The 20,270-nt window shown below is 63.6% G+C and carries 16 protein-coding genes; 8 read left to right on the forward strand and 8 right to left on the reverse strand.

Annotation, left to right across the window (positions count from 1 at the left end):
- Positions 1–7: 7 nt before the first annotated feature.
- The gene (locus tag KHP60_RS02655) at positions 8–1,300 is read right to left on the reverse strand and encodes a dihydroorotase (RefSeq protein WP_213562021.1); all 1,293 of its coding nucleotides are present in this window, start codon (positions 1,298–1,300) and stop codon (positions 8–10) included.
- An 8-nt stretch (positions 1,301–1,308) separates the two neighbouring features.
- Positions 1,309–2,256: an aspartate carbamoyltransferase catalytic subunit gene (locus KHP60_RS02660; protein ID WP_213562022.1), complete on the reverse strand. Its 948-nt coding sequence runs from the start codon at positions 2,254–2,256 to the stop codon at positions 1,309–1,311.
- 364 nt (positions 2,257–2,620) lie between these two features.
- On the opposite strand from KHP60_RS02660, the gene KHP60_RS02665 reads away from it, so the two are divergent.
- The 3 genes from KHP60_RS02665 (at position 2,621) to KHP60_RS02675 (ending at position 7,610) form a co-directional block, all read left to right on the forward strand.
- Positions 2,621–4,258 (forward strand): isovaleryl-CoA dehydrogenase, encoded by a 1,638-nt coding sequence (locus KHP60_RS02665; protein WP_213562023.1) that lies wholly within the window; start codon positions 2,621–2,623, stop codon positions 4,256–4,258.
- Between the two features lie 137 nt (positions 4,259–4,395).
- A complete protein-coding gene (gene topA, locus KHP60_RS02670; RefSeq protein WP_213562024.1) occupies positions 4,396–7,104 on the forward strand; it encodes a type I DNA topoisomerase in 2,709 nt (902 codons plus the stop codon).
- A gap of 5 nt (positions 7,105–7,109) precedes the next feature.
- Positions 7,110–7,610, forward strand: a complete 501-nt coding sequence (locus tag KHP60_RS02675; RefSeq protein WP_213562025.1) for an MgtC/SapB family protein — start codon at positions 7,110–7,112, stop codon at positions 7,608–7,610.
- On the opposite strand, the gene KHP60_RS02680 is transcribed toward KHP60_RS02675, so the two are convergent.
- Positions 7,599–7,784, reverse strand: a complete 186-nt coding sequence (locus tag KHP60_RS02680) for a hypothetical protein (protein WP_213562026.1) — start codon at positions 7,782–7,784, stop codon at positions 7,599–7,601. The two genes, KHP60_RS02675 and KHP60_RS02680, sit on opposite strands and share 12 nt — an antisense overlap.
- Before the next feature lie 246 nt (positions 7,785–8,030).
- Here KHP60_RS02680 and parE point away from each other — a divergent pair, with 246 nt between their 5' ends.
- The 5 genes from parE (at position 8,031) to rpmG (ending at position 14,571) form a co-directional block, all read left to right on the forward strand.
- Positions 8,031–10,091: a DNA topoisomerase IV subunit B gene (parE, locus tag KHP60_RS02685; RefSeq protein ID WP_213562027.1), complete on the forward strand. Its 2,061-nt coding sequence runs from the start codon at positions 8,031–8,033 to the stop codon at positions 10,089–10,091.
- A 405-nt stretch (positions 10,092–10,496) separates the two neighbouring features.
- Positions 10,497–12,821 carry a ribonuclease R gene (rnr, locus tag KHP60_RS02690; protein WP_213562028.1) on the forward strand — a complete coding sequence of 775 codons (2,325 nt, stop codon included), beginning with the start codon at positions 10,497–10,499 and terminating at the stop codon, positions 12,819–12,821.
- 18 nt (positions 12,822–12,839) lie between these two features.
- Complete coding sequence (locus KHP60_RS02695) at positions 12,840–13,319, forward strand: DUF983 domain-containing protein (protein WP_213562029.1); 480 nt, start codon at positions 12,840–12,842, stop codon at positions 13,317–13,319.
- Positions 13,297–14,022 (forward strand): NUDIX hydrolase, encoded by a 726-nt coding sequence (locus KHP60_RS02700; protein ID WP_249688461.1) that lies wholly within the window; start codon positions 13,297–13,299, stop codon positions 14,020–14,022. Before KHP60_RS02695 ends, KHP60_RS02700 begins: the two co-directional genes overlap by 23 nt.
- Positions 14,023–14,403: 381 nt before the next feature.
- Entirely contained in the window at positions 14,404–14,571 is a 168-nt protein-coding gene (gene rpmG, locus KHP60_RS02705) for a 50S ribosomal protein L33 (RefSeq protein WP_152717461.1), read from the forward strand.
- Between the two features lie 561 nt (positions 14,572–15,132).
- On the opposite strand, the gene KHP60_RS02710 is transcribed toward rpmG, so the two are convergent.
- The 5 genes from KHP60_RS02710 to KHP60_RS02730 all read right to left on the reverse strand — a co-directional run bounded on the left by KHP60_RS02710 (position 15,133) and on the right by KHP60_RS02730 (position 20,046).
- On the reverse strand, positions 15,133–15,975 hold the full coding sequence (locus tag KHP60_RS02710) for an endonuclease/exonuclease/phosphatase family protein (protein WP_213562031.1): 843 nt from the start codon (positions 15,973–15,975) through the stop codon (positions 15,133–15,135).
- A gap of 15 nt (positions 15,976–15,990) precedes the next feature.
- Positions 15,991–16,905 (reverse strand): ABC transporter permease, encoded by a 915-nt coding sequence (locus KHP60_RS02715; protein WP_213562032.1) that lies wholly within the window; start codon positions 16,903–16,905, stop codon positions 15,991–15,993.
- Positions 16,902–17,735, reverse strand: a complete 834-nt coding sequence (locus KHP60_RS02720) for an ABC transporter permease (RefSeq protein WP_213562033.1) — start codon at positions 17,733–17,735, stop codon at positions 16,902–16,904. Before KHP60_RS02720 ends, KHP60_RS02715 begins: the two co-directional genes overlap by 4 nt.
- 93 nt (positions 17,736–17,828) lie before the next feature.
- Positions 17,829–18,962 (reverse strand): extracellular solute-binding protein, encoded by a 1,134-nt coding sequence (locus KHP60_RS02725; RefSeq protein WP_213562034.1) that lies wholly within the window; start codon positions 18,960–18,962, stop codon positions 17,829–17,831.
- Positions 18,955–20,046, reverse strand: a complete 1,092-nt coding sequence (locus tag KHP60_RS02730; RefSeq protein ID WP_213562035.1) for an ABC transporter ATP-binding protein — start codon at positions 20,044–20,046, stop codon at positions 18,955–18,957. The genes KHP60_RS02725 and KHP60_RS02730 overlap by 8 nt, the downstream gene beginning before the upstream one ends.
- Between the last annotated feature and the right edge of the window lie 224 nt (positions 20,047–20,270).

Here is a 20,270-nt window from a genome sequence, read left to right on the forward strand (position 1 = left end):
TTTCTCGTTACATCGTATCGTGCTGGAAAACTACCCTGCCCGCAACCATCGTTGTCGAAACCCGACCCTCTAGACGGGCTTCGTCGAAGGGTGTGTTCTTGGACAGCGATTTGAGCTGACGCTTGTCGAGAACGTAAGGCGCGTCCGGATCGAAGACGATGAGATCCGCCGGTGCGCCGACGGCAAGCCGCCCGCCTGGAAGACCAAGGATTTCCGCCGGTTTCGTCGACAGGGCGCGCAGGAGCTTCGGCAGCGAAATGCGGTCCGAATGAACGAGGCGCAAAGCCGCCGAGAGCAGGGTTTCGAGCCCGACAGCCCCATCGGCCGCCTCGGCGAAGGGCAGCCGCTTGTTCTCAACATCCTGTGGATTGTGGTCAGAGACGATCACGTCGATGGTGCCGTCGGCCAGCGCCTCGATCATCGCCTGCCGGTCGTCCTCATGCCGGAGCGGCGGCGAGAGCTTCAGGAAAGTCCGATAATCGCCGATGTCGTTCTCGTTGAGCGCCAGGTGATTGATGGAGACCCCGCAGGTGACCGGCAGCACATCCTGTTTCGCGCGCCGCATGATCTCCGCCGAATCGGCGCACGAAATCATGGCCGCGTGGTAGCGCCCGCCCGTGAGGCGCACGAGCCGGATGTCGCGCTCGAGCATCACCGTCTCGGCCTCGCGCGGGATACCGGGCAGCCCGAGGCGCGAAGCGAACTCGCCCTCGTTCATCACGCCCTGCCCGACGAGGTCGGGATCTTCCACGTGGTGGATGATCAGCGCATCGAAATCGCGGGCGTAGGTGAGCGCCCTGCGCATCACCTGGGCATTCGTGAGCGAGCGTGCGCCGTCCGTGAAGGCGATGGCGCCAGCCTCCTTGAGGCGGCCGATCTCCACCATCTCCTGCCCCTCCAGCCCTTTCGTCAGGGCAGCGGCCGGGCAGATGTTGACGATGGACGTATCGCGCGCGCGGCGGACGATGAAATCGATGACCGCCGGATCGTCGAGCGCCGGGCTCGTATCGGGCATGGATACGACGGTGGTGACACCACCGGCCGCAGCCGCCTCGCCGGCGCTCTTGAGGGTCTCGCGGTACGGACCGCCCGGCTCGCCGATGAAGGCGCGCATGTCGATGAGACCAGGGCTGAGCACCTGTCCGCCGCAATCGATCACCTGCGCGTCGGCCGCTTCCGCGACTTGCGGGCCGACGGCCTGGATGAATCCGTCGCGCACCAGCACCCCGCCCCGCTCCTCGCGGTCGCCGGCGGGGTCGATGAGGCGGGCATTCTTGAAAAGGATGGGTTGGCTGCTCATGACGCCTCTCACCGGTTCGGCAGATGGCTCGCCAGAGCCTCCAGCACCGCCATGCGCACGGCGACGCCCATTTCGACCTGTTCGCGGATCAGGGACTGCGGGCCGTCCGCGACGTCCGACGAAATTTCGACGCCCCGGTTCATCGGCCCAGGATGCATCACAAGCGCGTCGGGCTTGGCGAAGGCGAGCTTCTCCTGATCGAGCCCATAGAAGCGGAAATACTCTTTGACCGAGGGCACGAAAGAGCCGTTCATGCGCTCGCGCTGCAGGCGCAGCATCATGACGATATCCGCGTCCTTCAGCCCCTCCTTCATGCTGGTGAAGGTCTCGAAACCGAGCCGGGCGATGCCGGGCGGCAACAGGGTCGAGGGCGCGACGAGGCGCACCCGCGCGCCCATGGCGGCGAGCAGGATCATGTTGGAGCGCGCCACGCGGGAGTGCAGAATGTCGCCGCAGATCGCCACGGTCAGGCCTTCGATGCGGCCCTTGTTGCGGCGGATGGTGAGCGCATCGAGGAGCGCCTGGGTCGGATGCTCGTGTGCGCCGTCGCCCGCATTGACCACCGAACAGTCGACCTTCTGGGCGAGGAGATGCACCGCACCGGCCGCGTGATGGCGCACGACGATGATGTCGGGCCGCATGGCGTTGAGCGTCACGGCGGTGTCGATCAGCGTCTCGCCCTTCTTCACCGAGGACGATCCGACCTGCATGTTCATCACGTCGGCGCCGAGGCGCTTTCCGGCGATCTCGAAGGAGGATTGGGTGCGGGTGGAGGCTTCGAAGAAAAGATTGATCTGGGTCCGGCCACGAAGGCTCGACTTGCTCTTCTCGATCTGGCGACTCACCTCGACCTGCTGGTCGGCTAGGTCGAGTAGCGCCTGAATGTCCAATGGAGACAGCCCCTCGATGCCGAGGAGATGCCGGTGGGGAAAAACGGATCGGGGGGCGTCAGTCATCTTAAAGCGATGGCTATAGGCGGTCCGGGAAACGGCGGCAAGCCGAGTTTCTCGCCCGCCGCCCTACCATGTCATCATCGGCCTTGTGCCGGTGATCGCGCTTTGGTCAGGCGCCGTGCTTTTCTGATCGGGATGGCCGGGACATGCCCGGCCATGACGGGGAGAGTGTCATTCCCGGCCGGAACGCAGCGGAGGGCAAGGGGAGCCGCTTACACGCCCCGCGTGATGGATCCCCTTCCCGGCCCTCACGGGCCGCCGGGGATGACACTCGCGCGCTTCTCCCTCTCCGCGAGCCGGAGGGAATCCTGTTGCGGGTTCGGAAACGTACTACAATTGAGAGCTGTGTATCGCCGAGGATCACGCTATGCCGTCGAGCCATGACACGCACGAGGTCTTCAACCAGACGCCGCCCTTTGGGGACGTGAACCTGATCGCGAGCAACCGCCCCCTGCTCGATGCGCTGAAGGCGAACGGCGTCGACGCGGAGGCGGAAGGCCTCGTTGCCTTCGGCGAGGCCTGGGGGTCGGCTGAGCGGCTCGACATCGGCCGTCTCGCCAACGAGTACCCGCCGAAGCTCCGCACGCACGATGCGCGAGGCTACCGGATCGATGCGGTCGAGTTCCATCCCGCCTATCATGTCCTCATGCGGGCCAGTATGGAGGACGGCCTCCATGCCTCGACCTGGGATGAGCCCGGGTCCGGTCATTCCCACGTGGCGCGGGCGGCGCGGCTCTATACGGCGTCGGGTGTCGAGAGCGGTCATATCTGCCCCGTCACCATGACCCATGCCTCGGTGGCGGCGCTCGCCGCTTCCGCGACCCGACTCGCCGAGTGGCTGCCGAAGATCCGCTCTCGAGATTACGATTCCCGCTTCATCCCCTTCTGGGAGAAGACCGCCGTCACCCTCGGCATGGGCATGACCGAAAAGCAGGGCGGCACCGATGTCCGTGCCAACACTACCCGTGCCGCTGCCAGGGCCGGGGACGAATACGTCCTCACCGGCCACAAATGGTTCATGTCGGCTCCGATGTGCGATGCCTTTCTGGTGCTCGCCCAGGCTCCCGGCGGGCTGACCTGTTTCCTCGTACCCCGGTTCCGGCCCGACGGCTCGCTCAACGCCATTCGCCTGCAGCGGCTGAAGGACAAGCTCGGCAATCGCTCGAATGCCTCGTCCGAGGCCGAGTTCCAGGAGGCCTTTTCCTGGAGAATCGGCGAGGAAGGACGTGGGGTGCGCACCATCATCGGGATGGTGCAGCTGACCCGCCTCGACTGCGCAGTGGCCTCGGCCGGCCTCGTGTGGATGGGGCTGGCACTCGGCCTTCATCATGCCCGGCATCGCAGCGTCTTCCAGAAGAAGCTCATCGACCAGCCCGCCATGCGGATGGTCCTGGCGGACCTCGTCCTCGAGGGCGAGGCCATGACAGCTCTCGCCCTGCGGGCTGCGCACAGCTTCGATGTCGAACGCGCCGACGATCACGAGGCGGCTTATGCCCGGCTCATCACCCCGGCCGCCAAGTTCGGCATCTGCAAGGCCGCTCCGCGCCTCCTCTACGAGGCCATGGAGTGCCTTGGCGGCAACGGCTATGTGGAGGAGAGCGCCCTGCCCCGCCTTTATCGGGAGGCTCCGGTCAACGCGATCTGGGAGGGTTCGGGCAATGTGATCGCCCTGGACATCATCCGCGCCGAGAACCGGGAGCCCGAGGTGGCTGCCTCCGTGCTGGAGCGCCTGATGGCGGATGTCACCGGTCTTCCGGGAGCCTCGGATACCGCACGGGACATCGTTCTAGCCCTACAATCCTCCGATCCCGAAGCGAAGGCGAGGTTCGTGGCGGAGCGGCTTTTCATCCTGGCCGCCACAGCGGCCCTTGCCCGCTCCGCGCCACCTCAAATCACCGAGGCTTATGCCTTGACCCGCCTTGCTGCGCCGTCCCGGATGATCGGTGCCAACGACCTTGGGCCCGCGGTAATTCCCTTGCTGGAACGGGCCTTCGTGGCCATATAGGAAACATACGTACAAGTCCGATTTGACTTGTCGGCGATCATCAACCACTTATCCCGCCCTGCGACGGTCAGGGGCTGACCGCCGTATCCGCCTTGGCAACAGGGCCTCCGCCTGTTCCCGCTTTTAGGAATTCGTTCATGAAAGTCCTCGTCGTCGAGTCGCCTGCAAAGGCCAAGACGATCAATAAGTATCTCGGCAAGGATTACGAGGTCCTGGCCTCCTTCGGGCATATCCGCGATCTGCCCGCCAAGGATGGTTCAGTCGACCCGGATGCCGATTTCCGTATGATCTGGACGCTCGAGGACCGGGGCTCGAAGCGGGTCTCCGACATCGCCAAGGCTCTCAAGGGAGCCGAGAAGCTCATCCTCGCCACCGACCCGGACCGCGAAGGCGAGGCGATTTCCTGGCACGTCCTGGAGGCTCTGCGGGAAAAGCGCGTCCTCAAGGACATGCCGGTGGAGCGCGTGACCTTCAACGCCATCACTAAGGACGCGGTACAGGCGGCCCTGCGCCAGCCCCGCGAGATCGACCAGGCCCTCGTCGATGCCTATCTGGCCCGCCGCGCCCTCGACTATCTGGTGGGCTTCACCCTCTCGCCCGTGCTCTGGCGCAAGCTGCCCGGGGCCCGATCGGCCGGCCGCGTTCAGTCGGTGGCGTTGCGCCTCGTCTGCGACCGCGAGCTCGAGATCGAGACCTTCAAGCCGCGCGAATACTGGTCCCTAATCGCCACCCTGGCCACGAGGGACGGCGGCGTGTTCGATGCGCGCCTCGTCGGCGCCGACGGCAAGAAGATCCAGCGCCTCGACATCGGCAACGGCACGGATGCGGAGGCTTTCAAGAAGGATCTGGAGCTCGCGACGTTCTCCGTGGCTAACATCGAGGCCAAGCCCGCTAAGCGCCACCCCTATCCGCCTTTCACCACCTCGACTCTGCAGCAGGAGGCCTCGCGCAAGTTGGGCTTGGCCCCTGCCCAGACCATGCGCATCGCGCAGCGCCTCTATGAGGGCGTGGATATCGGCGGCGAGACGGTCGGTCTCATTACTTATATGCGTACGGACGGCGTCGACATGGCGCCCGAAGCCGTGCAGGCCGCCCGCCGCGTCATCGGCAAGGAATACGGCGACCGCTATGTGCCGGGTGCGCCGCGCAAGTACACCACCAAAGCCAAGAACGCGCAGGAGGCCCACGAGGCTATCCGTCCGACGGACATGAGCCGACTGCCGAAACAGGTGGCGAAGTACCTGGAGCCCGAGCAGGCCCGCCTCTACGACCTGATCTGGACCCGCACTATCGCCAGCCAGATGGAATCGGCCGAGCTCGAGCGCACCACGGCCGACATCGCGGCCCAAGTCGGCCCGCGCAGGCTCGATCTGCGCGCCACCGGCCAGGTGATCAAGTTCGACGGCTTCCTTACCCTCTACAACGAGAGCAAGGACGACGAGGGCGACGAGGATGAAGGCCGCCTGCCACCGATGAAAGCCAACGATCCGTTGGAACGCCGTCGCATCAATGCGAGCCAGCACTTCACCGAGCCGCCGCCGCGCTATTCGGAAGCCTCGCTCGTGAAGCGCATGGAGGAGCTCGGCATCGGCCGTCCCTCGACCTACGCCGCCGTGCTGCAGACCCTGCGCGATCGCGAATACGTGCGCATCGAGAAGAAGCGGCTCGTGCCCGAGGACAAGGGGCGCATCGTCACCGCATTCCTGGAGAGCTTCTTCCGCCGCTATGTGGAATACGATTTCACCGCGGATCTCGAGGAGCAGCTCGACCGGATCTCCAATTCTGAGATCGACTGGAAGCAGGTGCTGCGCGACTTCTGGCGCGACTTTTCCGCCGCCATCGGCGGGACGAAGGAGCTGCGCACCACCGAAGTGCTCGACGCCCTGAACGAGCTGCTCGGGCCGCACATCTTCCCGGACAAGGGCGACGGCTCCAATCCGCGCACCTGCCCGACCTGCGGCACGGGCCAGCTCTCTCTGAAACTGGGCAAGTTCGGCGCCTTCATCGGCTGCTCCAACTATCCCGAGTGCAAGTACACCCGTCAGCTTGCCGCCAACGGCGTCGAGGGCGAAGGCGACGGCTCCTCCGAGAACGGCGGTGCGCCGGGCGTGAAGGTGCTGGGCACGGATCCTGAAACCGGCCTTGAAGTGACGCTGCGCGACGGCCGCTTCGGCCCCTTCGTCCAGCTGGGGGAAGGCGAGAAGCCCAAGCGCTCGTCCCTGCCCAAGGGCATGTCTCCGGCCATGGTCGACCTGGAGAAAGCCTTGAAGCTCCTGGCGCTGCCGCGTCAGGTGGCAACCCATCCGGAATCCGGCGAGCCGATCCTGGTGAGCATCGGCCGCTATGGGCCTTACGTTCAGCACGGCAAGGTCTACGCCAATCTCGGCCCCGGCGACGATGTTCTCGAGATCGGCGCCAACCGGGCCATCGATCTGATCGTCACCAAGGAAAGCGGCGGGGGCGGCGCCCGTCGCGGCGCGGCCGATCCCGGCCGCCCCCTAGGCGAGGATCCGGAATCCGGCAAGCCCATCGTGGTGAAGGCCGGGCGCTTCGGGCCCTATGTGACCGATGGTGAGACCAACGCCACCCTGCCCCGGACTGTCGTGGCCGAAGCGGTGACGCTGGTTGAGGCTGTCGAGCTTCTCAAGGCCCGCCGCGCGGCCGGTCCGTCGAAGAAATCGGCCCGTGGACGCAAGGCTCCAGCCAAGAAGGCTGCGGCCAAGACACCTTCTGCGAAGAAGACCGCCACGAAGACGGCGGCGAAGAAGGGTCTGGCCAAGAAGCCAGCTGCAAAGAAGGCCCCCTCCAAGACGGCAGCTGCCAAAAAGACGGCCAAGGCAGGCTGATCCCGATGAGGGAGTGGCTGTCCTGGTTATCGGTGGAATATGCCGATCAGCTCGAGATGACGTTGCGCCTTTGCAGCGCAACGTTCGCCGGTATGCTCATCGGGATCAACCGAGACATTCACAACAAGCCGATCGGGATGCGGACGCTGGGCCTCGTCGCCCTTGGTTCCGCCATCGTGATCCTCTCAGGCTCGGTCTATGAGGGATTGCACTTCGGGCAGGATGCAGTCAGTCGCGTCGTGCAAGGTATTCTGACGGGATTGGGCTTCCTCGGCGCGGGATCGATCCTGCGCGCCAAGGATGGAACGGAGGTTCAGGGGCTGACGACGGCCTCGACCGTCTGGATCGCAGCCGCTCTCGGCGTCACGGCAGGCCTGGGCGCTTGGTTCATCACCATCGCCGGCACCCTCGTCACGCTCTTTCTGCTGACCTACGGCACGCGCCTCGAGCGGAAGCTCATTCGCATATTCGGCAACAAACCCGATGAAGGAGATTTAGATGATTAGCCCGAGCCCCAGCAGGGCGACGGCAGCCATGCCGAGCCAGATCAGGCTGGTTCCGTAGGAACGGTGGACGGCGGGCGTCGCATCCGGCTCGTCGAAGGCGAAAGCCTCACCGGCGTTGCGCGCGGCGCGGTCCAAGTGAAGCTTCTGTGCCGGTCCCATCGTCGTCCGCGTCACGTCCAAATCTCCCGCCAAGCTCATGCTTAACCATTCCAACGTGAATGGAATTTAAACAGTTCCTTGTGACAGCCGAAAGACATCCTTTCGGGGGAATTCGCTGGTAACCTTTACAAGCTAGCCTGTTTTCACTTTTGTCCTCCGGGACAACGAACTGCCCTTTCCGTTTCCGTTTTGTTCACGTATAAAAACGGCATGGGATATAGTGTAAAGAAACGCGAATCATCATCTCGGACCAAGGTCCCAATGACAGACAATGACGATCTCTTCGGGGGCGCGGCGGCCAAACGCGCTGCACCTGCCTCGGCCCGCAATGCCGCCGTCAAGGTTTCCCGACCGGCACCCCCACAGGGCACGCCGGGGGAAGCCGGCTATGACGCGTCCGCCATCGAGGTGCTGGAGGGGCTCGAGCCCGTCCGCCGCCGGCCGGGCATGTATATCGGCGGCACGGACGAGAAGGCCCTGCACCACCTCTTCGCCGAGGTGATCGACAACTCCATGGACGAGGCCGTCGCGGGCCACGCGACCTTCATCGAGGTGGAGCTGGAGGAAGGTGGCTGGCTGTCCGTTACCGACAACGGCCGCGGCATCCCGGTCGATCCTCACCCGAAATTCCCGAAGAAGTCGGCTCTCGAAGTCATCATGACCACGCTTCATGCGGGCGGCAAGTTCGACTCGAAGGTCTACGAGACCTCGGGCGGTCTGCACGGCGTCGGCGTCTCCGTGGTGAACGCCCTCTCCGAAATTCTCGAGGTCGAGGTGGCGCGCGGCCAGACCCTCTACCGGCAGATCTTTTCTCGCGGCATCCCGCAGGGCAAGATCGAGACCGTGGGCCGTGTGCTCAACCGGCGCGGCACCAAGGTGCGCTTCAAGCCCGATCACCAGATCTTCGGCAAGGACGCCCATTTCCAGCCCCGCCGCCTGTTCAAGATGGCCCGCTCCAAGGCGTATCTCTTCGGTGGCGTCGAGATTCGCTGGAAATGTGCGCCATCCCTGATACAGGGCATCGAGAACGTTCCGGCGGAAGCGACCTTCAAGTTCCCGAACGGCCTCAAGGACTACCTGCTCCACGACATCGAGGGGAAGGAGCTGGTGACGGACCAGCTCTTCTCCGGCAAGATCACCAAGCCTGGCAGCCATGGCTCGCTGGAATGGGCCGTCGCCTGGATGACCAACGAGGATGGTTTCTCCATCTCGTACTGCAACACGGTGCCGACGCCTGAAGGTGGCACCCACGAGAACGGCCTGCGAATCGCGCTCCTGCGCGCTCTGCGCGAGCACGCCGAGCGCGTGGGACAATCGAAGCGCATGGCGGCCGTGACCACGGACGACGTGATGGCCACCTGCGCGTCCATGCTGTCGGTCTTCATCCGCGAGCCGGAGTTCCAGGGGCAGACCAAGGACAAGCTGGCGACGGTCGAAGCCGGCCGCATCGTCGAGAACGCGATCCGCGATACCTTCGACCACTGGCTCGCGGCGGCTCCGCAGCAGGCCAACAAGCTCCTCGACTGGGTCATCGACCGGGCGGAGGAGCGCCTGCGCCGCCGCCAGGAGAAGGAGGTCGCCCGCAAGACTGCAACCCGCAAGCTGCGCCTGCCCGGCAAGCTGGCGGACTGCTCCAACGCAGGCGCCAAGGGCTCCGAGCTCTTCATCGTCGAGGGCGACTCGGCCGGCGGCTCCGCCAAGCAGGCGCGCGACCGCGCCACCCAGGCGGTGCTTCCGCTTCGTGGAAAGATCCTGAACGTGGCATCGGCCGGCAGGGAGAAGCTGCACCAGAACCAGCAGCTCTCCGACCTCGTCCAGGCGCTGGGCTGCGGCACGGGCTCCCACTACAAGGATTCCGATCTGCGCTACGAGAAGGTCATCATCATGACCGACGCGGACGTGGACGGCGCCCACATCGCCTCGCTGCTGATCACGTTCTTCTACCGGCAGATGCCGCGCCTCATCGACGGCGGGCACCTGTACCTTGCGGTCCCACCCCTCTACCGGCTGACCCAGGGCTCGAAATCGGCCTATGCCCGTGACGATGCCGATCGGGAAAAGCTGATGAAGACGGTATTCAAGGGCAACGGGAAGGTCGAGATCGGCCGGTTCAAGGGCCTCGGCGAGATGCTCCCGGCTCAGTTGAAGGAAACCACGATGGACCCGAAGAAGCGCCTGCTCCTGAAGGTGGTCGTGGAAGCCGACGACAAGCCGGAAGCCAGCGATACGGTCGAGCGCCTGATGGGCAACAAGCCCGAAGCACGCTTCGCATTCATCCAGGAACGCGCGGCCTTCGCCAACGAGGCGGATCTGGACATCTAAACCAGGGCACGGAGAAGCAATCTGTCTCACTCCCGTTATTACCAGCGCTCTATGCCGGTGACCCCGAGAGGAGAGGCGAAGTGCCTTACCAACCAAGATGGCCGAGCCTGTCCTGACCATCCGGAGAACATGCTCAAAGTCGCCACCTGAAAAATTTTCAAAAATTTGCGGAACCCTTGGAACCAACCTCGAGCCGGCACGTTTTATGAACTCACCGGCTCATTCTGCCCCCACGGGCCGGTACCTCAAAGGCTCCGTTATCGGGGCCTTATTTTTTGGCCAAATGCCCCTTGCCTGCCGGATCTCTTGTCCTGTCCGAGCGTCATTATGGATGCCGGACGGCTCGGACTAGCCGCAGCCACGCTTGCATGCGAGAAGATCCTGTAAACCCAACGAGCTTTTCCCTTGCCCAAACGTTCGAACACCGATCAGTCCAACGCCCTTCCCAGCCGGGAGGAGGTCGTCTCCTTCATTGCCGATGCCCAGGGCAAGGTCGGCAAGCGGGAGATCGCGCAGCGCTTCGGGATCAAGGGCAGTGATCGCATCTGGCTGAAGCAGATCCTCAAGGACCTGGAGATTGACGGCATCGTCGACCGGAGGGGGAAGACGGTTCATAAGGCGGGCCAGTTGCCCCCGGTGGTGCTGGCCGACATTACCAAGCGGGACCGGGACGGCGAACTGATCGCTGTTCCAACCGAGTGGGACGAGGAGGAGCACGGCTCCATCCCGACGATAATCGTCGTTTCGCCGCGCAAGCCGCGACCCGGCATGCCCGTGGCGGGCGTGGGCGACCGGGCACTGCTGCGGGTCGAGCCGCTCAAGCCCGGCGACATCCATCGCTATTCCGGCCGAGTGACCAAGATCATCGCCAAGAAGCAGGCGCAGGTGCTCGGCCTCTTCCGGGCCCTGCCCGAGGGCGGCGGAAGGCTCGTGCCAGTGGACAAGAAGGCACGCGATCAGGAACTGCAGATCAGGTCTGGCGACGAGAGCGAAGCCCGGGACGGCGACCTTGTCTCCGTGTCGGTCGTGAAGCACGGCCGCTTCGGCCTGCCCACGGCCAAGGTGAAGGAGCGGCTGGGGACGATCAAATCGGAAAAAGCCGTGAGCCTGATCGCGATCTACGCCCACAACATCCCCAATGAATTTCCCAAAGCCGTCCTCGAGGAGGCCGAGAAGGCACGCCCCGTATCGCTCGACGGCCGTGAGGATTGGCGCGATCTGCCCCTCGTCACCATCGACCCGCCGGATGCCAAGGATCACGACGACGCCGTCCATGCGGTTCCGGACGACGACCCGAACAATGCGGGTGGCACCATCCTCACTGTGGCGATTGCCGATGTCGCGGCCTATGTCCGGCCTGGTTCGGCCATGGACCTCGAGGCGCAGGAGCGAGGCAATTCCGTCTATTTCCCTGATCGAGTGGTCCCCATGCTGCCGGAGCGGATCTCCAACGATCTGTGCTCGTTGAGGCCGCGCGAAGACCGCCCTGCGCTTGCCGTGCGCATGGTGATCGGCCCGGACGGGAGGAAAATCCGCCACAGCTTCCACCGGATCATGATGCGCTCGGCGGAGAAGCTCTCCTATGGTCAGGCCCAGGCCGCCATCGATGGCAGGCCGGATGACGTAACGGGGCCGATCCTCGACACGATCCTGAAGCCCCTATGGGCCGCTTACGAATTGGTGAAAAAGGCGCGCGACGTCCGTGAGCCGCTGTTCCTCGATCTGCCGGAGCGCAAGATCGTGCTCAATCCCGACGGCACCGTGGACAGGATCTTCGTGCCCGAACGGCTCGAGGCGCACAAGCTCATCGAGGAGTTCATGATCCTCGCCAATGTGGCGGCCGCCGAGAGCCTGGAAAAGGCCGAGTCCGACCTGATCTACCGGGTCCACGACGAGCCGTCGCTCGAGAAGATGCGGGCTTTGAGCGAGGTGCTGGCGTCCATCGGCCTCAAGCTTCCTACCCAGGGAGCGCTGAAGCCGGAACTGTTCAACCGCATCCTGCGCAGCGTCGAGGATACGGAGCATCAGCTCTTCATCAACGAGGTGGTGCTGCGTTCGCAGTCGCAGGCCGAGTACTCGGCGGAGAATTACGGCCATTTCGGTCTGAACCTCCGCCGCTACGCCCACTTCACCTCACCGATCCGCCGCTACGCGGACCTCATCGTCCATCGCGCTCTGACAACCGCCCTCAAGCTCGGCAAGGACGGCCTGCCGCCGGACACCACCCGCGCGCAGCTGATCGAGATCAGCGCCAAGATCTCGGGCGCCGAGCGCCGCGCCATGGCGGCCGAGCGTGAGACAATCGACCGCCTGATCGCGCACTTCCTTGCGGACCGGATCGGGGCCACATTCAACGGACAGATCTCGGGCGTCTCGAAGGCGGGGCTCTTCATCAAGCTGAACGAGACCGGCGCGGACGGCTTCGTTCCGGCGGCCACCATCGGCGACGATTACTACCGCTACGACGAGAGAACCCACTCGATGCGCGGCGACGATACGGGTGAAACGTATCGCCTCGGCGACAAGGTAGAGGTGAAGCTTGTCGAGGCTGCGCCCGTCGCCGGTGCACTGCGCTTCGAGATTCTCACCAAGGGCCGCTTCACCGGCAGGACGGGAGGCGCCAAGAAGGGCGGGCGGCGTCCGCCGCAGGGCTTCAAAGCAGGCAAGGCGCCCACGCCGAAGGGCCGCTCTCCGACCCGCGTGAAGGTCAAGCGGCGTGGGCGTGCCTGACATTTTAAGGATTGACGGATGTCTTTGACGATCGAGACCGCATCGCCGGCAACGGGAGACGTAAATGCCATACCGGCCATGAGACGCGGCTTCCTGGGCCATTGCCCGGCTTGCGACAAAGGCCGCCTCTTCGGTCGCTTTCTCAAGGTTGCGGACCATTGCGAGGTCTGCGGGACGGAATTTCACCATCACCGGGCCGACGACCTGCCCCCCTATATCGTGATTTTCATCGTCGGCCACCTGATCGGCTACGGGATCCTCATGACCGAGACCAGGCTCGAGATGCCCATGTGGATCCATCTCGCGACGTGGCCGGCCCTGACGCTGATCCTGTGCCTGACCCTCCTTCAGCCGGTGAAAGGCGCTGTCGTGGGACTGCAATACGCGCTAGGAATGCACGGCTTCGGGGCGGCCCGAACCAAGAAGAACGCCGACGAGGACAACGCCCGTGACGGACACCGAGACCCTGGCGAAGATGGACCGCCTCGTTTCCACTGAGACCAACCTCAAGCTCCCCACTCTCCGCCCCGTCGACGCCGCGACCCTCATCCTCATCGACCGCAAGGGCAAGAGCCCGAAGGTTCTCATGGGCAAGCGCCATGCGGGCCTAAAATTCATGCCGGGCAAATTCGTCTTTCCCGGCGGGCGGATCGAGGCAGGCGACCGGTCCATGACGGTCACGGGTGCCCTTCACCCTCGCGCCGAGCAGGCATTGATGGCGCGCGTCACCCGTCCTTCGACCCAGCGCAGCCGGGCGCTGGCACTTGCCGCCATCCGTGAGACCTTCGAGGAAACCGGGCTGCTGCTCGGGAGCAAAGATTATGGCGGGCCGGAGAGCGTGCCCGCGGGCACCGTATGGACGGCTTTTCAGGAACGGGGGATCTTTCCCGATCTGGAGGCGCTGCATTTCATCGGCCGGGCTATCACGCCGCCCAAGCGCGTCAGGCGCTTCGACACTCGATTCTTTGCCGCTGACCGCACGGCCATCGCCGATGAGATCTTGGGAGTCATCGGGCCGGAGGCGGAACTCGTGGAGCTGGCGTGGGTCACCATCGCCCAGGCCAAGGCGCTGGACCTGCCTCCGATTACGACCGTTGTCCTGGACGAGCTGGAGGCCAGGATCGCAGCGGGATTCGGTCACCAGCTGCCGGTTCCATTTTTCCATCAGCAGCGCGGCCGTTTCGTGCGGGAGCTGCTGTAGCCGACCTATCGTCATCTTGGACGGCGTCAGCCGATCGGGAATCGCGGGATAAGCAGAGCACTGTCCTATCAGCGAAGGTCAGGATCCGGAACCACGATCTTAGCCATTCGGCACAGTCAGTTGTTTCATGGCTCTCCACCTGAGCGCGGATGACAGCGGAGTTTCAAGCGCCACTTTCTGTCCGTTGTACCGGGTTCTGCTCGGTGGCCCTGGAATGCCGAGCCAGCAGGATTTCCTCCAATCCCGCCCTTCGCCCTTGACTGATCTGCGATAATCGGGCATGGGAATGCCACGATTTTCCGGCCGGGTTCGCCCGGCCTTTGCGTTTCGGCCATGCCGTGGGGCGAACCGAACCGCCGAACCGAACAAGAGGTCCCGACCATGGCCAAAGCCGCAACGATCAAAGTGAAGCTCGTCTCCACCGCCGACACGGGCTTTTTCTACGTGACGAAGAAGAACTCGCGCACGATGACCGAGAAGCTCGCGCTGAAGAAGTACGATCCGGTCGTGAAGAAGCACGTCGAGTTCAAGGAAGCCAAGATTAAGTAATCCACTTACATCTAAGCTTTTGGACTTATTACGAAAACCGCCTCATTATCGAGGCGGTTTTTTCGTTTGGGCCAACGCGTAAACGCCGCTTTTCTGGAGAAACTGGCCCCCTCTGGAGCCAATTCCGGCAGCAAGGGCAGTCTCCCATCTAGTCCCTAGCTCCTCGGAGCTGCGGGTCAGGTAAACGAGATCCCGAGCCAGAGCGTGATGAACGCGAAGGAACTGGCAACGATGGCCCACTCTGCCGCCGTCAGCCTGCTCGACTTGGTCGATGATTTGCCTTGGGTCACGATAAGCCCCCTTTTTATACGTCGAGGGGTAGACGAAGCTAATCAATGCCCCCGATCAGAGTTTGCCAGGGTACGGCGAAGTTCACACTGCGGATGTGCTGGGCAACACATTCGGATCAAAGCTCGCTCCGATCGCATGCAACGCACCGGCCGTGGCAGCTGGGGCCTGGCCTGACCAAGTTTGTTCATAATTAGAGAGGGCGAGGAACGTCGCCTCACACGACCTCGCCTCTGCAACAACCAGGTGTAAAACCTTACTTGTGCCGGAACCTCACAGATCAAGCTCCAGAAGCACAGGCTGGTGGTCTGACGCCTGTGTCGCTTGGTTGTAATCGATCCTGCCGACCTTAGACGCCAGATCCTCAGTCACGAACATGAAGTCACAGCAATGCGGAGGTCCATTCGACTGCTCGAAGAGGCAGAACGAGGTCGGGTGCGGACTGCCTCCGTGGGCGACCTGCCAAGCGTCAAGAAGAGCAGGCACCTGACGGCTGAAAGGCTCCGAGATCCGCCGCTTCACCGGATCATCCGGGCGCATGTTGAAGTCGCCGGTCAGGATCGCCGATGGGGAGGTGGGGAACAGGGCATAGGTGCCGGGACCGTCCTCGCGAGGCGTGACGACGCGCTCACAGGCGGTGCGATGGGCTTCGCGGATTCCTTCGACCTGCGCCTTCCTCAGCCTGCCGGCCGAGTACTCCAAATGCGTGGTCATGACCCGAACAGGCCCCGAAGGTGTTTCGACGACCGCCTCGAGCATAAGACGCGGCATGTTGCGGGTGGAAGCGGCCTCCCAAGGCAGGGTGTATCGCAGCACCTGCGCCACCGGCAGGCGAGACAGGATCATGTTGCCGAAGCGGCGGCGCCCCCCTGCCCCGTCCGGAACATCGAGCGCGACACCTTCGACTGCGGTGTAACCCGGCAGGAGCCGCGCCAGCTCAGCGAACTGGTTCAGTCCCCGGCTGCCCTTGAGATCGGTGAAATTGTCCGAAACCTCCTGAAGGCAGAGCACATCGAACTCCGCGAAGGCGTGCGCCTCGTCCACGATTCGCCGGAGATCGACGGTCCCGTCGATGCCCAAGCCCCATTGAATGTTCCAGGTTATGATTCTGAGCATGTGGTTCCGAAAGCCTTACTGGCCGACCTTACTCAGCACATCGGCTTTGAGGAAGCGTTCGATGACGAACATGAACACGACAGACGGAACGAGCAGGATGAGAGCCGTGATGGAGGCGATCTGGTAATTGCCGCCCATGCTTGCATTGTAGAGCAGGAGCGGGAGCGTCGTAATCTGGGGCACGCCGACGAAGAAGGTGCCGGTGAACTCGTCGAGCGATTCCAGAAAAACGAAAATGGCGCTCGCCATGACGCCCGGTGCGGCGAGCGGCAATGTCACGGTGAAGAAGGTCCGCAGCGGCGAGGCTCCGATATTGCGCGCGGCGAGTTCGAGATCCCTGTCGACGGCCGCGAAGGCGGCGGCGGCGATCCAGACCGAATAGACGAGGCCGTGGGCCGCGTGAACGAGCACGACGCCGGTGATCGTTCCGGTGAGCCCGATGCTATAGAAGACGCGGGCCACGTTGATGTAGATCGCGACAGACGGGAAAGCCTGCGGCAGCAGGAACAGAATCATCAGAGCCGTGCGCCAAGGCAGCTTGAGACGAGCCAAGGCATAGCCTGCCGGAACCGAAACGGCGAGCGCTACCATCACCGTCAGGCAGGCGATTCCCACGCTCGTCATAAGTGACGACATGGCGTCGCCCGTGGGACGGAAGACGACTTCCCAGTAGCGCATGCCGTAGGACACAGGGAGCTTGAACGGAGTGTACCACCGCTCCGCGACCGACCACAGGGCGAGATTGGCCAGAGGCCCGAACAGCAGGAAGGCGAAGACTGCAAGGCCCAGGATCTTGAGGACCGTGGAGCCCAGGACCCAGACCCTTGCGCCGGCCGCCGATGATGCCGGCTCGTGCGACGTGGCTCGAGGGTCGCGGGAAACGGCAAGCGGTTCCGCATTCGCAGGTGAGACGTGGAGCCGCCCGCTCATGCCTGCACCTCACGCTTGACGCTGTGGCGAAGATAGATCCACGCGACGGCTCCTGCGATGGCATACGAGATGACGCCGAGCGCGTTAGCGGTGGCGTAATCGCCATAGGAGTTGATGCGGAATGCCATGTCCACGGTGAGCATGGTGGGTTGCGAGCCCGCAACCATCATCGGCACCGACAGCACGGACAGCATGGTGACGAAGGAAAGGACGAGGCCGACGAGGAGCGTCTGCACCACCTGCGGCAGGACGAGCTCGATCAGAACCCGGATCCGCGAAGCACCAAGATTGCGCCCCGCCTCGATGGTTGCGCGGTCGATGGAGGCCATCGCTCCAGCAAGCATGAGCGTTACGAAAGGCACCTGCTTCCACACGAACGTGATGATGATGCCGCGCCAGTCGAGGAAACTCGTGGCCTGGAGCGGTTCCATCACACCGAGCGCCACGAGAGAGTTGTTCATCAGGCCGTTCTTGGCCAGGAAGGTCCTCATGCACTGAGCCGCGACGATGAAGGGGATGAAAAGCGGCCAGCGATAGAGCGCCCGCAGCGCTGCAACCAGCCAGGGCGTCTCGCCGAGCGTGAGAATCCCCGCTATCGCGATCGAGAACAGGCCCGTCAGAAGCGTCGAAACGACGACGATGAAGAGCGTGAAGAGAATGTCGGTGGAGTAGAGATCGAAGGCCTTCCGGAAGTGCATGAGCGACAGGCCCCCTCCCGGCTCCGTGAATGCTGCGGCCAGCGAGAAGCCGAGGGGATAGAGAAACAGCGCGCAGATCATCGCGAGCGCCGGTGCGATGAGCAGAAGGCCAAAGAAGGAAGGTCTCGCCATGGTCTGGAACTGTCCCGTTCCCGAAGGAAGCGCATCGGGTTCATGAGGCGCGGGCGGCCTCTGTTGCAGGCCGCCCGCATTCTGACGGATGACCTAGTTGGCCACCTTCCTCTCGTAAGTCTCGAGAATGTCGTTGAAGTAAGGGCCGATCGGGAACGGCTTGCCGTTCGCCGCGAGCGTATCCGGCGGGATGTCTGCGAAGAGCTGGTTCCAGGCGGCCTGATCGAGCTTGCCTTCCAGGTTCTTGGCATCGATGCCCGGATACCAGTTGAAGCGTTTCACGATGCCTTCCGCCTGCACGTCCGGGCTCGTCGCAAGGGCGATAAACTCGGCGGCGAGCTTATCCTGCGCCGTCCTTGATGGAATGGCGTAGTACATCGGCTGGCCGGGCATGCCGGGCGAAACGAGCTTCAGGCGCATATTCGGCGGAAGCTTTCCGTCGGCCTTCCAGGTATAGAACATGTCCACCCAGACCGGGCCCATGGCGATCTCGCCGCGGTTGAGCATGTCAAGCGTGCCCGCATTGCCGGGGGTGATGACCACGTTCTGGTTGAATTCCTTCAGATCGGCCATCGCCTTGTCCCAGGTCGCCTTCGTGGCGGCATCGTAAGGACCCTTTTCGAGCTTTGCCGCATCGCCGCCGAAGGCGGAAATCCACCCGGTAACGAAAGCGACGCCGGACATACCGCCCTTGATGCCGTTATAGCCGAATTGCTTCGGGTTCTTCTTCACCCAGTCGCGCAGCTCGGCGTAATTGTTGGGCGGATTCTTGATCAGATCCGGATTGTAGGCGATCGCCGTCTGCGAATGGAACATGGGCATGACGTAGCCGGAGACATCCGTGCCGAGCGAGTTCGTGGCCGTGTCTCGGGTCACCAGCTTTCCGGTCGGAAGTGAGTCGCGATACTTCTTGAGCAGCTCGTCCTTCACCATCGTGCCTGCGGCCTTCTGGTGAATGACCACCACGTCGAAATCCGCGTTGGCGCCGGCCTTCTTCTGCGCATCGAGCTTCTCGAAGATCTTCTGCGATCCGCCGTCTCCCGGCCCGGTGCCGACGGCCACGACCTTCACACCCGGATGGCTCTTCTCGAAGAGTGGCCCGAGATAATCCTTGATGTAATCGACCATGTTCTGGTCGCCGGCAGTCGCGACGTTGAGCGTCTGCGCACTCGCCGCACTGCTCATCAGAAGGGCTGCGAGTCCCGCAGCCAGTAAGCTTTTATGCATGGTGTCCTCCCGTTGTCTGGGTTTTGGGAAACAGGTGCAACGACGCCAGCGGCAGGCGCAGGCCAACCGGGCGGTCGAGCTCGTGATAGCGATCGTCCGTCACAGTGAAGTGACGGTCGCCGATGGCGGCCACGTACCTGTAGTGTCCTCCGGGATACGTTCTCTGCGTGATTTTTCCCGGTAGGACGATCGAGCCGTCGATCCGTGCATGCGGATCGACGAGCGAAGCGATATCGTCGCGAAAGTAGGCGGTTACGTGCCCGACGGGCACGTCTGCGCCGAGGGCCGTCGCCGTGCTGTCGTCAACCCTGACCTCGACACCGGCCCCCGAGGGGCGGACATCCAGGTCGAGGGTGTTCTCCGCCCCCATGAAGCTGGCCACGAAGGGCGAGTTCGGGCGGTCGTAAACCTCCTTCGGAGACCCGACCTGCGCAATCCGTCCGGCATCCATCACGACGATCCGGTCGGCCATGGTCATGGCCTCCTCCCGATCATGCGTGACATGGATCGCCGTGAAGCCGAGACGGTTCTGAAGAGACTTGATTTCCGATCGAAGCTGGATGCGCACCTTGGCGTCCAGATTGGACAGGGGCTCGTCGAGAAGCAGGATTCCGGGCTCGATGGCCAAGGCCCGCCCCAGGGCCACGCGCTGGCGCTGGCCTCCCGACAGATCCGTCACCTTCCGGTCTTCGAGGCCGGACAGGTTCAGCATCTTCAGCACGCTGGCGACGCGGGCCCGGATCTCCTCTTTGGGGAGCCCGCGCAAGCGGAGGCCATAGCCCACGTTGCCGAGGACGGTCATGTGCGGCCAGAGAGCATAGGACTGGAACATCATGGCCATGCCGCGCTTCTCTGGCGGCATGTTCACCACATCCCGGCCGGACAGGCGGATCGCTCCGCCGGCAGCCTTCTGAAATCCGGCAATGGTCCGCAATAATGTGGTCTTCCCGCAGCCGGAGGAGCCCAGAATGGCTATGAACTCGCCAGGCGCAACTGAAAGGCTGACCCCATGGAGCACCCGCTGACTGCCATAACTGACCTGAAGGTGATCGACATCGATCGCGGCCAAGACAGAACTGTCCACGTCTAAGTATCCTCCCGAACGCGCTTTTCCGCGTCTCTTATCGAAGGAGAAGATCACATTTGGATGTCAGTGGGAAGTGTACCCTACGGTCACTCGCCTCCCTCCGAATCTCCCGCCCACAACCAAGCCTGGTCAGGAGGGAGCGCATCGGGGCAATGCAGGTCCATCAAATGAAAACCGCCCTCTTTGGGCGGTTTTCCGTCTGTTCCAGGGTAGAGCCGCCC

The organism is Microvirga sp. 3-52, assembly GCF_018383585.1.
In the GTDB taxonomy this organism is placed as follows: domain Bacteria; phylum Pseudomonadota; class Alphaproteobacteria; order Rhizobiales; family Beijerinckiaceae; genus Microvirga.

Excerpts from the sequence above, each read along its gene's own strand:
- KHP60_RS02660 (WP_213562022.1), bottom strand. The coding sequence starts at position 2,256 with ATGACTGACGCCCCCCGATCCGTTTTTCCCCACCGGCATCTCCTCGGC.
- KHP60_RS02725 (WP_213562034.1), bottom strand. The coding sequence starts at position 18,962 with ATGCATAAAAGCTTACTGGCTGCGGGACTCGCAGCCCTTCTGATGAGC.
- KHP60_RS02665 (WP_213562023.1), top strand. The coding sequence starts at position 2,621 with ATGCCGTCGAGCCATGACACGCACGAGGTCTTCAACCAGACGCCGCCC.
- KHP60_RS02675 (WP_213562025.1), top strand. The coding sequence starts at position 7,110 with ATGAGGGAGTGGCTGTCCTGGTTATCGGTGGAATATGCCGATCAGCTC.
- KHP60_RS02715 (WP_213562032.1), bottom strand. The coding sequence starts at position 16,905 with ATGAGCGGGCGGCTCCACGTCTCACCTGCGAATGCGGAACCGCTTGCC.
- rpmG (WP_152717461.1), top strand. The coding sequence starts at position 14,404 with ATGGCCAAAGCCGCAACGATCAAAGTGAAGCTCGTCTCCACCGCCGAC.
- KHP60_RS02655 (WP_213562021.1), bottom strand. The coding sequence starts at position 1,300 with ATGAGCAGCCAACCCATCCTTTTCAAGAATGCCCGCCTCATCGACCCC.
- KHP60_RS02720 (WP_213562033.1), bottom strand. The coding sequence starts at position 17,735 with ATGGCGAGACCTTCCTTCTTTGGCCTTCTGCTCATCGCACCGGCGCTC.
- KHP60_RS02710 (WP_213562031.1), bottom strand. The coding sequence starts at position 15,975 with ATGCTCAGAATCATAACCTGGAACATTCAATGGGGCTTGGGCATCGAC.
- topA (WP_213562024.1), top strand. The coding sequence starts at position 4,396 with ATGAAAGTCCTCGTCGTCGAGTCGCCTGCAAAGGCCAAGACGATCAAT.
- KHP60_RS02695 (WP_213562029.1), top strand. The coding sequence starts at position 12,840 with ATGTCTTTGACGATCGAGACCGCATCGCCGGCAACGGGAGACGTAAAT.
- KHP60_RS02700 (WP_249688461.1), top strand. The coding sequence starts at position 13,297 with ATGGACCGCCTCGTTTCCACTGAGACCAACCTCAAGCTCCCCACTCTC.
- parE (WP_213562027.1), top strand. The coding sequence starts at position 8,031 with ATGACAGACAATGACGATCTCTTCGGGGGCGCGGCGGCCAAACGCGCT.